Annotated in this window: 12 protein-coding genes; 7 read left to right on the top strand and 5 right to left on the bottom strand. The window is 69.1% G+C overall.

The genetic code is table 11. The annotated features are described in order from the left end of the window. Nucleotides 1–6 precede the first annotated feature (6 nt). Genes JIX55_RS26555 through JIX55_RS26545 form a run of 3 tightly spaced genes read right to left on the bottom strand, consistent with a single transcriptional unit; the run spans nucleotide 7 to nucleotide 1411 of the window. Nucleotides 7–396: a hypothetical protein gene (locus tag JIX55_RS26555; protein ID WP_257565772.1), complete on the bottom strand. Its 390-nt coding sequence runs from the start codon at nucleotides 394–396 to the stop codon at nucleotides 7–9. Continuing rightward, nucleotides 393–566: a DUF397 domain-containing protein gene (locus JIX55_RS26550; RefSeq protein ID WP_257565771.1), complete on the bottom strand. Its 174-nt coding sequence runs from the start codon at nucleotides 564–566 to the stop codon at nucleotides 393–395. Before JIX55_RS26550 ends, JIX55_RS26555 begins: the two co-directional genes overlap by 4 nt. Before the next feature lie 2 nt (nucleotides 567–568). Further along, on the bottom strand, nucleotides 569–1411 hold the full coding sequence (locus tag JIX55_RS26545) for a helix-turn-helix domain-containing protein (protein WP_257565770.1): 843 nt from the start codon (nucleotides 1409–1411) through the stop codon (nucleotides 569–571). Between the two features lie 248 nt (nucleotides 1412–1659). Here JIX55_RS26545 and JIX55_RS26540 point away from each other — a divergent pair, with 248 nt between their 5' ends. The 3 genes from JIX55_RS26540 to JIX55_RS26530 all read left to right on the top strand — a co-directional run bounded on the left by JIX55_RS26540 (nucleotide 1660) and on the right by JIX55_RS26530 (nucleotide 4297). Beyond that, nucleotides 1660–2118: an ATP-binding protein gene (locus JIX55_RS26540; RefSeq protein WP_257565769.1), complete on the top strand. Its 459-nt coding sequence runs from the start codon at nucleotides 1660–1662 to the stop codon at nucleotides 2116–2118. A gap of 78 nt (nucleotides 2119–2196) precedes the next feature. After that, entirely contained in the window at nucleotides 2197–3105 is a 909-nt protein-coding gene (locus tag JIX55_RS26535) for a hypothetical protein (RefSeq protein WP_257565768.1), read from the top strand. A 223-nt stretch (nucleotides 3106–3328) separates the two neighbouring features. Further along, nucleotides 3329–4297 (top strand): NAD(P)-dependent alcohol dehydrogenase, encoded by a 969-nt coding sequence (locus tag JIX55_RS26530; RefSeq protein WP_257565767.1) that lies wholly within the window; start codon nucleotides 3329–3331, stop codon nucleotides 4295–4297. A 4-nt stretch (nucleotides 4298–4301) separates the two neighbouring features. Here JIX55_RS26530 and JIX55_RS26525 read toward each other — a convergent pair whose 3' ends face one another. Continuing rightward, nucleotides 4302–4985, bottom strand: a complete 684-nt coding sequence (locus JIX55_RS26525) for a GOLPH3/VPS74 family protein (RefSeq protein ID WP_257565766.1) — start codon at nucleotides 4983–4985, stop codon at nucleotides 4302–4304. A gap of 156 nt (nucleotides 4986–5141) precedes the next feature. Between JIX55_RS26525 and JIX55_RS26520 the strand changes: the two genes are divergently transcribed. Further along, complete coding sequence (locus JIX55_RS26520; protein WP_257565765.1) at nucleotides 5142–5762, top strand: O-methyltransferase; 621 nt, start codon at nucleotides 5142–5144, stop codon at nucleotides 5760–5762. Nucleotides 5763–6532: 770 nt separating this feature from the next. Here JIX55_RS26520 and aspS read toward each other — a convergent pair. Beyond that, nucleotides 6533–8296: an aspartate--tRNA ligase gene (aspS, locus tag JIX55_RS26515; protein WP_257565764.1), complete on the bottom strand. Its 1764-nt coding sequence runs from the start codon at nucleotides 8294–8296 to the stop codon at nucleotides 6533–6535. Between the two features lie 340 nt (nucleotides 8297–8636). On the opposite strand from aspS, the gene JIX55_RS26510 reads away from it, so the two are divergent. From JIX55_RS26510 to JIX55_RS50940, 3 genes are all read left to right on the top strand, one after another. Further along, nucleotides 8637–11261: a SpoIIE family protein phosphatase gene (locus tag JIX55_RS26510; protein WP_257565763.1), complete on the top strand. Its 2625-nt coding sequence runs from the start codon at nucleotides 8637–8639 to the stop codon at nucleotides 11259–11261. Nucleotides 11262–11866: 605 nt separating this feature from the next. Continuing rightward, nucleotides 11867–12400 carry a BRO-N domain-containing protein gene (locus JIX55_RS50945; protein WP_306820035.1) on the top strand — a complete coding sequence of 178 codons (534 nt, stop codon included), beginning with the start codon at nucleotides 11867–11869 and terminating at the stop codon, nucleotides 12398–12400. After that, nucleotides 12343–12792 carry a hypothetical protein gene (locus tag JIX55_RS50940; RefSeq protein ID WP_306820034.1) on the top strand — a complete coding sequence of 150 codons (450 nt, stop codon included), beginning with the start codon at nucleotides 12343–12345 and terminating at the stop codon, nucleotides 12790–12792. Before JIX55_RS50945 ends, JIX55_RS50940 begins: the two co-directional genes overlap by 58 nt. The last annotated feature ends 42 nt before the right edge of the window (nucleotides 12793–12834 follow it).

Here is a 12834-nt window from a genome sequence, read left to right as displayed (position 1 = left end):
TCCGTCTCACCCTCCCGAGGGCAACTCACCCACACCACAAGCGACCGCCCCGCTCCAAGGGCACACCCACACCGCCGCGCCCTTCTCGACTGTCGCCGTCAACGGATGCGTATCCGGATGCTCCGGGCACCCCGGCCAAACCGCCGACACCCCCGCCGCCCACAACGCCTCCACCGCCCACCCCTGCACCTGATCCGCCACCTCGGCGAGCAGCACCGCCGGCCGCCGCTCGTCCCCCTCGGCGTACACGCCCTGCCCTGAGCCATCGGGGGCGAAGAGCATGACGCCGGGGTAGTCGTCCTCCTCGCGGACGTGGGGTTGGACGGGGCACTGGGCACGGAGGTCGCGCAGGACGGCGGCCAGTGCCTCGGTGAACTCTGCGGGCTGGTGAGTCATGAACGGCGGATGCCCCGGATGAGGGCGGCCAAGGCGTTGGGGGCGACGGGAACTATTCGAGTCGGGTCGTCGCTCTCGCGGAGGAGCACTCCGGTCCCGCTGTCGGCGAGTTCAACGCAGTTGCTTCCATCGGTCCCGCTGGAGAAGGTCGACTTCTGCCACTGGGTCACGATTACAGCTCCTTCGCCAAGCGGTGGATGTAGTCCCGCGACCGAACCGGGTCGAGGGACACCCCCTCAACTTTACGAAAGAGCGTTCGCATCGACCGCAGTTGCGCCACCGCATCCATGAAGGCAACCCCCTGCGGAGTGTCCCGCTGGGCCGTGTCCAACGCCGAGACCCGGCCACCCGCGTACAGCAACTCCGCGCTGGCCCCCGCGAAGCCGTCGACGTCGAACGGGATGACCCGTACGGTCACCGTGGGCATCTCCGACTGAGCCAGGAGCGAGTCGAGTTGGGCCCGCGCCACGCGTCGGTCGGCGACACGCGTACGCAGCACAGGCTCGTGCAGCACGACCTCGTACGGACATCTCTCAAGGACCACCTTGCGGCGCATCCGGTGCTCGACCCTCGGTCGCAACTCGCTCTCCGGCAGCTCTGGGCGCCAAAAGGCGAACACGGCCCGCGCATACTCCTCCGTCTGAAACAGGCCCGGAATGTGCGCGGTCGAGATCTCCTCGATGAACGTCGCGTGATGCTCCAGCTCCGCCAGATCCATGAAGACCGGCGGCAGAACACCTCGGTAGTCCTCCCACCACCCCCCGGTACGGTCGGTCGCCATCTCCACCAACGCCTCGATCAACTCGGCATCCGTGCAGGCATAGTGAGCCGTCAACCGCCGTACACGTTCCTCGTTGATCCCGGCATTCCCCGCCTCGAACTGGCTCATCTGCGCCGGCTTGACCCCCAGCAAACCTGCCGCGTCCCGAGAAGTTAGACCTGCCGCCTCCCTCAGTTTGCGCAGCTCAGCGCCGAGACGAATCTGGCGAACGGTCGGCTGAATCCTCGCCGGCATACGACTCTCACTTCCGCAACAGCACACCTTCGGCGCGGGGTTGGGCCGCCCCGATCGGGTGCAAGATTACGCGAACGACTCGCCAGGGCTAAATATTTCCCCCTACCTTCAGTGACGCGACGCACACGCTGCGGAACGCCGGGACACCCCGGAAGCGCACCGCACCGCCCTGCCAGGACGGGCGCGGCAATGCCACCGCCCGCGCCCACAGCGCAGCCCAACTCCCTTCCACCCCACAGGAGTCACGCATGCCCGAAACCGGAGAATCCCCCGACGACCTCACCCACCCCACCGAACCCTGGACCTACTCCCTCTCCATCCCCAACGACCCCCGAGCCGTCACCATCGCCCGCCGCACCCTCCGCCTGATCCTCACCCTGCACGGCCTCCCCCACCTCATCGAAGCCGCCGAACTCCTCGCCTGCGAACTGGTCGCCAACGCCGTACGACACACCAAGGGCCCGGCAGCCATAAGGCTCCGCTGGTCGGCCCCGACCCTCCGCATCGGCGTATGGGACACGGACCCCACCCCACCGGCCCTGACACCGCTCACCATCGCCCCCACCCCCTCCCTCGAATCCGGCCGAGGCCTCACCCTCATCGAGGAGTGCGCCGACAACTGGGGCTGGTACCACCTCGGCTCGGCAACCCAACGCCCCAACAGCCACGGCAAGTTCGTGTGGTGCGAACTGACCCCGGCGGCGTGAACGTTCCTTCCACACCCGAAAGGGTGATCCCCTTCCGTCGAGCGGACGCCCAGCCCCGACCCTTCCTAGGTTTCACACATGGTCACATCAGCTCACGAGGGCCTGCACCGCATCTTCCAGGAGCGGCCGGAGATCCTCGCACCCGTCTTCGGAGTGCTGGGCCTGCCGTTCCCGGAGAAGGCGACGGTGGACGCACTCACCCCCGATGTAACGGAGACCAAGCCGCTCGAACGCCGTGTGGATACCGTCCTGCGCATCGGGCCGTCCGATGGTGACGACTTCCTGCTGGCCATCGAGGCCCAGAGCGGGCGCAATGCGGACAAGGAGCTCAGCTGGGCGTACTACGTCGCACACCTCCAGTCGAAATACCGTCTGCCGGTGATTCTGCTGGTGGTCTGCCAGGACCGGGCCACCGCGAAGTGGGCGACTGGTCCCTTCGACTGCCGGGCCCGGGGCTGGACCGCACAGACGACGCGCCCCTTGGTCATCGGGCCGGACAACCTCCCAGAAATCACCGATACGAGAACCGCGGCGGACAACCTCGCGATGGCAGCCTTCTCCGCCCTCGCACACGCCCGCAGCCCTCAGATCGACGCCATACTGGAAACAATGGGCCATGCCCTCCAGGTGAGGGACGGGACAGGCACCAACTACTTCTACGAATTCCTGGAAGTCACCCTGCGGGGGACCCCAGCCGGAGACAAATGGGAGGAAATCTTGAGCTTCGTCACCTACTTTCCCGGCCGGGGCACAGTCCGCGAGACGGCCTACCTCGAAGGCAAGGCTGAAGGTGAGGCGAAGGGACTCCTGTACGTGCTGGACGTGCGAGGCATCCCTGTCCCGGACAGCGTGCGCGAGCGCATCGCCCAATGCACAGACCTCGAACTCCTCGACCGCTGGCTGGAGCGCTCCCGTACGGTCACGCAAGCCGAGGATCTGTTCACGGAGGACTCCGCGGCCCCGGAGGACGACCCGGACCAAGGCTGACCCCGACTCCACCCATGACACCGAGGGCGCGTCGGCTGCCGCCGCGGCCAGGGCGGACACATCCGCGGGCGACAGCAGACGGGGTAAACCGTTCGCCGTAGGAAAACTCATCGGGCCCGCTCCCAAGACCGTACCCAGGAATCTGGTCAGGCGTTCGAGCCGCCGGGATGATCAGCACAACCGGGATGTACGGGTGCCGGATGCCGCAAAGGGGAGTTACGCCATGAAGGCGATCGTTCAGGATGCCTACGGAACCGCGGACCTCCTGGAACTGCGCGACATCGACCGCCCCGTACCCCGCGACGACGAGGTGCTGGTCGAGGTACGTGCCGCCGGTGTGGGCCCCGAGGTGTGGCATCTGATGACGGGCCGGCCGTACGTGGCCCGTGCCGTGCTGGGGCTGCGTAAGCCCAAGAACCCCGTGCGGGGTTGGGACGGCGCCGGGCGGGTCGAGGCCGTCGGGGCGAAGGTGACCGACTTCAAGCCGGGGGACGAGGTGTTCGGCAACTGCGAGGGCTCGTTCGCCGAGTACGCGCGTGCCAAGGCGGACCGGCTCGCGCCCAAGCCCGCCAACCTCACCTTCGAACAGGCCGCCGCCCTTCCCGTCTCCGGGATGACCGCCCTCCAGGCCCTCAGCGGCACGTCCCGCCCGCAGCCAGGTCAACGGGTCCTCGTCATCGGCGCGTCCGGCGGCGTGGGGACGTACGCCGTCCAACTCGCCGCGATGTACGGCGCCGAGGTCACCGGCGTCTGCGGTCCCGGCGGCGCGGACCTCGTCCGCTCCCTGGGCGCCACCCACGTCATCGACTACACCACAGCCGACATCACCGACAGCCCCCACCGCTACGACGTCATCGTCGACAACGCGGGCCTTCGGTCCCTGCCCGTGCTGCGAAGCGCCCTCACCCCACGCGGCACCCTGGTCATCGTCGGCGGCGAGGGCGGCACCGGCTTCTTCGGGGGTATGAGCCGCGGTCTCCGGGCCGTCCTGCTCTCCCCGTTCATCGGGCAGAACCTGCGCAACCTCGTCTCCGTCACCCGCCGCGAGGACCTCCTGGCCCTCAAGGACCTCGCCGAGAAAGGCATACTCACCCCGGCCATCGACCGCGCGTACCCCCTCTCGGAGGCGCCCGCGGCCATCCGCCACCTGGAGAACGGCCACCCCCGGGGCAAGCTCGTCATCACCGTCTGACCGCTCATGTCACGGTCGTGATCACCACCACCGTCGTCACCATCGTCGCCGCCGTCAGGGCGGCCGAGGTCGCCGCCGCCGTCTCGGCCATACGGCGCAGGGCCGGGTCGGCCCAGTGGCGTTCGGCCATCTCGGTCATGCGCCGCTTGACCGGGGAGTCGTCGGAGTCGGCGTCCGGGAAGGCGAGGGTATGGAGTTCGCCGTGGTGGAGGAGGGTGATCAGGGCGGCGGTGCGGGAGTCCGGTTCGGCGCCCTCCAGAACCACCTTCGCCAGACGGCGGCGCAGGGCCGTCTCCACCGTGCCGTCCAACTCCGGGTAGCTGGTGGTGCGGAAGACGAGCAGGACGCGGCGCTTCTCCTTACGGATCAGGCCCTTGGCCAGCAGGCCCTGGAGGGCGGCCTCGTACTCCTCCGTGCGGTGTTCTGAGATCCACTTCTCCGCGTCGTCAGGAAGGACCGCCTCGGCCGAGCCGTCGGTGCCTGCGGCGCCCCCGACGCCCCCGGTGCGCGCAGTGTCGTCGGTGTCGTCGGCCAGGGACCGCTCCAGCAGGGCCGCCGCCGCGATCGCGTAGGGCGTTCGCAGGGGGAGCCTGGCCTCTCCCGTGGTGTCGTCGAGGGCGAGGAGGAGGATCTCCTCGCCCAGAGTCGTGGGGGTGGGTACGGGAGTGGTGGCGGTCGGCGTGGTCATGATCAGTAGGACGTGGACGGGAAGTCGGCAGTTCCGGAGTCGGCCCGTACGCGGACCATCCGTACGCGGACCAGGCGCTCAGGGGCGGGCGGACGGACCGTCCACGAACCGGAATTGGGTTGAGGGTTCCGCCACCGCGCTTCCAGAATCCCCCGCATGGATGACACTCCCAAGCCCGGCCAACTCCCCTCTTCCCTGACCGAGTTGCAGGTCGCAGCCCGTGCCGCCGGATTCACCATGTCGTGTGAACCCCGGACCGGCGGTCTGCTCGCCACCCTCGCCGCCACTCGTCCCGGCGGGCGGATCCTCGAACTCGGGACCGGTGTCGGCGAAGGCACCGCCTGGCTGCTCAGCGGAATGGACGGGGCGGCGACGCTGGTCACCGTCGAGCTGGACGACGCCGTGCAGGCCGTGGCCCGGGAGCAGTTGGGCGGCGACGAACGGGTCACCTTCGTCAACGAGGACGGCGGACACTGGCTGGAGGAGTACGACGGCGCCCCCTTCGACCTGGTCTTCGCCGACACCTGGCCCGGAAAGTTCAACCACCTCGACCGCGCCCTGCAGCTCGTGGCGCCCGGCGGCGCGTATGTCATCGACGACCTCACGCCCACCCCCGACTGGCCGGAGGGTCACGAGGCGGCGGTGACCGACCTGCTCGCGGTTCTGGAGGGGCGCTCGGACTTTCTTACGACCCGGCTGGCCTGGTCGAGCGGCCTGCTGATCGCCGTACGAACCGGTGGTGCCGGTGCCGGTGGCGGCGGCGGCACCTCGACCTGACCTGTCGCACCAGAACCCGAACCTCCGCCTCCAGTCGGGCCGGCACCCGGACCCGCGTCCGTGCCCAGCGCCGTACGGGCCGCCTGCACATGGTGCAGTCCCTCGACCGCCGTCCGTGTGACCTGGGCGTACTGGTGGGGCGTACGGGCCTTGGCCAGCTGGGCGCGGGCGGTGCGGAGGCATTCGGTGGCGTCGGTCAGGGACCGGGCCGCGCTGCCGCCCGCCCCGGCCTGCGCCCGGACGTCGATGCCGTCCAGGCTGCCGCCCAGCCGTACCACCCAGCGGTTGGCGTCGGCCTCCGCGTCCAGGTCGGACGTCGGAGCGGACTCGTCCACGGACCGCCGCCGCGCGACCACCGCGACCACCGCCCCGACGATCAGCAACACCGCCACCAGCACGGCCAGCTTCATGGCCTCCTCCAGCCTTCCGACGTCTCGTCCCCTACGGGCAGTCCGTCCCCTACGGGCAGTCCGTCCCCTACGGGTCGCACATGCCGTACGGTCCGTAGCGGCTCGTACGGGTTCCTCACCCTGTACGTCCCATCACACGCCCTCCCGCTGTGACCATCCGTCGAGAATCCTGTGCGTCTCCTGATGACTTCCCAAGCGGGCACCCCGGCACCCCGATGCGAGGTCGAGCCGCACTCGACCTCCACGACCGAGCGCACGCCTCCTTCTCCCCGGGCACAGAAAAGGGTCCTGAAACCGACGGACGGCTTCAGGACCCCTTTCGAAAACAAACCAAGAGAGTGGCTTGCCTTACTTCATCGCCTACTTCGGCTGCGGCTTCCGCACCGACAGGTGCAGCTCGCGCAGCCGTGCCTCCTCCAGCTCCGTCGGCGCGCCCATCATCAGGTCCTGGGCGTTGCCGTTGAGCGGGAAGGCGATGGTCTCGCGGATGTTGGGCTCGTCCGCGAGGAGCATGACGATACGGTCGACGCCCGGCGCGATACCGCCGTGCGGCGGCGCGCCGAAGCGGAACGCGCGCAGCATGCCCGCGAACTGCTCCTCGACGGTGTCACGGTCGTAGCCCGCGATCTCGAAGGCCTTGAGCATGATGTCGGGCTCGTGGTTCCGGATCGCGCCGGAGGACAGCTCGACACCGTTGCAGACGATGTCGTACTGCCAGCCGAGGATGTCCAGCGGGTCCTGGGTCTCCAGGGCCTCCAGGCCGCCCTGCGGCATGGAGAAGGGGTTGTGCGAGAAGTCGATCTTGCCGGTCTCCTCGTCCTTCTCGTACATCGGGAAGTCGACGATCCAGCAGAAGCGGAAGACGCCCTCCTCGAAGTGCCCGGCACGCTTGGCGGCCTCGACGCGGACCGCGCCCATGATCTTCGAGACTTCCTCGAACTCACCCGCGCCGAAGAACACCGCGTGGCCGGCGGCCAGCGAGAGACGCTTGGTCAGCTCGGCGACGTTCTCCTCGGTGAGGAACTTGGCGATCGGGCCGGACAGCGAACCGTCCTCGGCGACGCGCACCCAGGCCAGGCCCTTCGCGCCCTGCTCGATCGCGTACTCACCGAGCTGGTCGAAGAACTTGCGGGGCTGGGCCGAGACGTCCGGCACGGCCAGCGCACGCACGTGCTTGCCGGCGAACGCCTTGAACTCCGAACCCTCGAAGACATCGGTGATGTCCACCAGCTCCAGCTGGGCACGCAGGTCCGGCTTGTCGGAGCCGTACTTGAGCATCGCCTCGCGGAACGGGATGCGCGGGAAGGGGGAGGTGACGTGGCGGCCGTTCCCGAACTCCTCGAACAGCTCGGTCATGAGCTTCTCGATGGGCTGGAACACATCCTCCTGCTCGACGAAGGACATCTCCACGTCGAGCTGGTAGAACTCGCCCGGCGAACGGTCCGCGCGCGCGTCCTCGTCACGGAAGCAGGGCGCGATCTGGAAGTACCGGTCGAAGCCCGAGATCATCAGCAGCTGCTTGAACTGCTGCGGGGCCTGGGGGAGAGCGTAGAACTTGCCCGGGTTGAGACGCGACGGCACGACGAAGTCGCGGGCGCCCTCGGGGGAGGTGGCGGACAGGATCGGGGTCGCCATCTCGTTGAAGCCCAGCGCCGTCATCTTGTGACGGATCGCGGAGATCACGGCCGTACGCAGCATGATGTTGCGGTGCATGCGCTCGCGGCGCAGGTCGAGGAAGCGGTACTCCAGGCGCCGCTCCTCGTTGACCCCGTCCTCGGCGTTGATGGTGAAGGGGAGCGGGGCGGCCGCGCCGAGCAGCTCGACCTCGCCGACCTCGACCTCGATCTCGCCGGTGGGCAGGTCGGGGTTGACGTTCTCGGTGCCGCGGGAGACGACCTTGCCGTCCACGCGGACGGTCGACTCCTTGGAGATCTTGTCCAGCGCCTCGTACGCCGGGGTGCCCGGACGGGCCACCAGCTGCGTGATGCCATAGTGATCGCGGAGATCGATGAAGAGGATGCCGCCCAGGTCGCGCCGATTGTGCAGCCAGCCGCTCAGCCGGACGTCGGTGCCGACGTCAGAGGCGCGGAGCTCGCCGCAGGTGTGGGACCTGTACCGATGCATCGTCGTTCATCCAGTCTTCGCTGATCGGGGATCTGGGCGGGTGTCTCACGGCCGGTGTTTCACGTGAAACAACCCCCAGGGTACCGGCCACCCCCGGATCGCCTCCCCACCATTTCCCGCAAGGCCGCGCGAGGCCCGAGGCACACCCGTCGTCTCACTGTCTGGATACACACGGTCATAGCCATGGGCAGGACCGCAAGCGGTTACTGTCGCTAGCGTCGATTGTCGTCACCTCCGTCGCCGCCGGTCGTGGTTGTTTGTCATGGTTATTTCCGGTACCGCTCGGTGCCCGATACGGCTTCGGTGGCACGGTCCGATCAGCTGTTCTTAGAGTGGGTCAATGCGCACTGGTGAGCCCCCGCCCACCGTGGGGGACGTCCTGTCCGCCCTCGCGACGGGACTGTGGACCTGGGACAGCGCTCCCGGAACCGTCACCCTGGACGCCGAAGCCGCCCGGCTCCTGGGGCTGCCCGCGGAGCCGACGACACTCACCCAGGCCGGGGCGCGGTCACGCCTGCACCCCGTCGACTGGAACGAGATCGTCTCGGTCGTGCAGCTCGCCGTCGTCGAGGACGCCCTCGCCGAGGTACGGATCCGGGTCATGGACGACCGGGGCCGGGTGATCCGCACCGTCCGCAGCCGCTCCAAGGCCACCTTCGACCCGGTGCACAAGTCCGTCGAGATGATCGGCACCATCCAGGAGGTCACCGAGCCCTCGCCGCAGACCGCCTCCCGAGCCCCCGCCGTCACCGGCGACTGGCGCCGCTCGCGCGAGGCGTTCCTGCTGGACGCGGGCCGGGCGCTGGCCGAGGCGCGGTCCACCGAGGAGGTGCTGCGGGTCGCGGCGGGCCTGGCGATGCCGGGCTTCTCCCCGGACGGGCTCGCCGTGTTCGGGGTGGAGGCCGACCGCCTCACCGTCATCGGGCACCACGGACACAACCAGGGCGACGAGGGCCCGTTCACCCATATGCCGCTGGAGACGGACTATCCGGCCGCCGAGGTGGTCCGCACCGGCCGCGCCGTCTATCTCTCCTCCCCCGAGGACTACAAGACGCGCTACCCCACCGCCTGGCCGCTCGCCGAACAGTTCGGCCGCCAGTCCTGGGCGTTTCTGCCGCTGATCGTCGCCGGCCGCACCATGGGCGCGTGGATGGCGGGCTTCACCCACCCCGTCACCTTCACCCCCGACGAGCGCTCGGTGCTGACCACCGTCGCCCGGATGCTCGCCCAGGCCCTCTCCCGCGCCGGGGCCGCCGAGACCGAGCGCGAGCTGACCGACGGCCTCCAGCGCACGATGCTGCCCACGCTCGGACCCGAGATACCCGGCATGAGCGTCGCCGCGCGCTACGTCCCGACCGGCGGCGGACTCCAGGTGGGCGGCGACTGGTACGACATGATCGCCCTGCCCAGCGGCCGCTTCGCCCTCGTCATCGGCGACGTCCAGGGCCATGACGTACGCGCCGCCGGCCTCATGGGCCAGCTCCGCATAGCCCTGCGCGCCTACGCCTCCGAGGGCCACCCCCCGGACGCCGTCCTCTCCCGCGCCTCGCGCTTCCTGCACGGCGTCACCAACGACTCCGCCAACGACTTCCCCGACCTGCGCTTCGCGACCTGCCTCTACGTCGAGGTCGACCCGGTGTCCGGCGTGCTCGACATCGCCCGCGCCGGCCACCCCGACCCGGTCATCCGCATGGCCGACGGCACGGTCCTGGTCCGTCCGACCCCGGGCGGCCTCCCCCTCGGCATCGACCCCGACGCCGACTACCCCACCACCCGCCTGGTCCTGGAGCCCGGCGAAACCATGCTCCTCTGCACCGACGGCCTCATCGAAACGGGCGGCCACGACCTCGACACGGGTTGGCGCCGCATCCGCACGATCCTGGAGTCCTTCGACGCGAGACCGTACGAGGATTATGAGGACGCGAGACCGTATGAGGGTGCGGGGGCGGCTGAGGGGCTGGGGGCCGAGGGGGTGGCTGTCGGCGGGCTCGACGCTCAGGGGCGGGATGCTGGTGGCCTGGTCGTCGATGGGTTAAGGCAAGGCAGCCGTGAAGCCGCCGGCGAAGAAGCAGCTGACCATGAAGCGACCGATGGTGAAGCAACCGATGGTGAAGCAGCTGACCATGAAGCGGTCGATGATGAAGCTCGTGGCCTTGATCCGGGCCACGTTGAAATGAGTCGTCCGGAAGCTGGGGCCCTCGCGAGGGATGCCCTCTTGGCAGGTGGGCCGGAGCCCGGCGGCTTCACGCCGAGTCGCCCGCGACCCGGCGGCCTCGCACCGGGCTACCCGAAACCCGGCGGCCTCGCACCGGAGACCCCTGAACCGACTGCCCTCGCGCCGGGCCAGGCGGAACCGAACGGCCTCGCGCCGGGCCAATTGGAAGCGCTGGCCGACGCGCTCGTCCAAGGCGTGCACGGTCCCTCCTCCCACCACACCCCCGGTCCGCTCGCCGATCGTCGCGAGGACGACATAGCGATGCTGTTGCTGTACCGGGAGAGCGAGGGCTGTGGCTGCGGGGACACCACCGCCGTACGGCCTCCCGTGCGCCGCACCGCGTTGACCATCGCCCAGGCGGAGCCCGAGCGCATCGCCGGAGCCCGCCAGCAGGTCCGCGAACTGCTCCACGACTGGAACTGCGGCGACCAGGTCGACTCCGCCGTCCTCCTCGTCTCCGAGATGCTCACCAACGTCCTGGTCCACACGGACGCCGACGCGCTCCTCGTCGCCGAGATGACCGGCGACGGCGGCAAGCGCCGGATGCGCATCGAGGTCACCGACGCCAGCGACGACCTCCCCCACAAGCGCCACCCCGGCGAACTCGCGTCCTCCGGCCGCGGCCTCGTCCTCATGGACATGCTCGCGGACGCCTGGGGCGTGGACCCACGCGGCGACGGCAAGAGCATCTGGTTCGAGCTGTACGAGCCGGCACCACCGGACGGGTCGGACGGGGGCTTGGTGGGGTAGGGCGCCACGGCTGATCGCGCGGCGTCGGTTCGCCCGGCAAGGGGCGGCGGGGAACTGCGCGACCAGCCCCCACCGGCCCGCGGATTCAACCACCACCACACGCCCGACGCGGAGCGCTCACGCAGCCCCCTCCGCCGCGTACCGCGCCCGAAGCAAGTTCTCCTCAATCACCGGCGACCCCGTACGCAGCCGCGGCAACACCGTCAGCGGCAACACCTTCACCAAGTCGGGCACCTACGCCGTCTTCAGCGAGTGGCGCGACCCGAAGAAGGGCGAGACCTGCGGCGCCGGCAACATCTTCAAGAACAACAAGTACGGCGTCGGCTACTACGGCAAGCCCGTCCCCCTCGTCCGCTGGGGCGGCAAGGGCAGCGGAAAGAAGGGCCCCAACAAGCTCACCTGGAACAACTGCAAGAAGCCCAGCATCACGAACAAGGGCGGCAACAGCAGACTTTGAGGCGGGGGAGCGGGGGAGGCGGAGGGGACCTTCCTCGCCCCCCTTCGCAGCAGAATCGATGCCTCTGTCCCCTATCGGGTGAACGTCCTTGCTGCGGGCGCGAGTTATACCCCCGTCTGCCTAGCTTCCGGAGCGGAGGTGATGCTCGATGTACGAGCAGAACAACACGCCGCCGGAAGAGCCGACGGCACAGCACCGGGACGCGATCGACATCAACGACTTCGTGTTCGCGGCGACGGGGGCACGGGTCCGGAGGCTCACGCTGCCGGACGGGACGTACTGGTTCCCGGCGGTGGACGTTTGCAGAAACCTGGGCTTCGCCCATGTCGGCTCCGCTCTGCGGAACATCGCCGACACCACTAATTTCGGAAGCGCCGAGAGTGTGCTCAGCGCGCACAGTCTCAGCGTTCCAGCAGGTCGAGAGTGGCGACGAGACATGAACCTCGTCAATCTCCATGGCCTGATCCGGTTGGTCAACAGCAGCACCAAACCGGAAGCCGAGCCCTTCAAGGCCTGGGTCTCCGAAGTCATCGCCACCATCCAACGCGACGGCTCCTATGCCCTCGAACCCGCCCCCGTACAACCCGCCCGCACCGGCGGCACGGCCTACGTCATGCCCAGCAAGTGGCCGACGCCATCGTCCGGCTCGAAGAGCGGAACATCCGGGCGGACGAGCTGCTGACAGCGTTCCAGGAGGAGCGGAACGACCTGCTGAGGCAGATCAGCCGCAGCCAGAACGTGATGGCCGACGCGCTGCGCGACATCGCGCAGACACTTCGCCGCCCCGGCGACCGCCCTCACCCCTCCCCAGCAGCGGAGCTGACACCCCGACAACTCCTCGCCAACTGGAAGGCGAAGAACCTCGTCGTCACCGACGACATCCACACTGTGGCGGCGTACCTGGCCCCGGCGTTGCTGCACGGAGGGGCCACGTACCGCGTGGAGGAAATCGCCACCCGTACGGGGTTGTCACCAGAGCGCGTACACGACTGTCTGGAGATGCTGTTCGAGCAGGGTTGCGTTCGGCCGGCGGGCCGCACCCCGGACGGGACACCGGTCTGCGTCCTGCCGTAACGCCGTAACCGACCCCTCATAGACCGGCCCGAAGCCGCAAAA

The sequence above is a fragment of the Streptomyces sp. DSM 40750 genome (assembly GCF_024612035.1).
Classification (GTDB): Bacteria; Actinomycetota; Actinomycetes; order Streptomycetales; family Streptomycetaceae; genus Streptomyces.
Note: the sequence above shows the minus strand (reverse complement) of the source record. Positions and strands in the feature narration are given on the sequence as shown.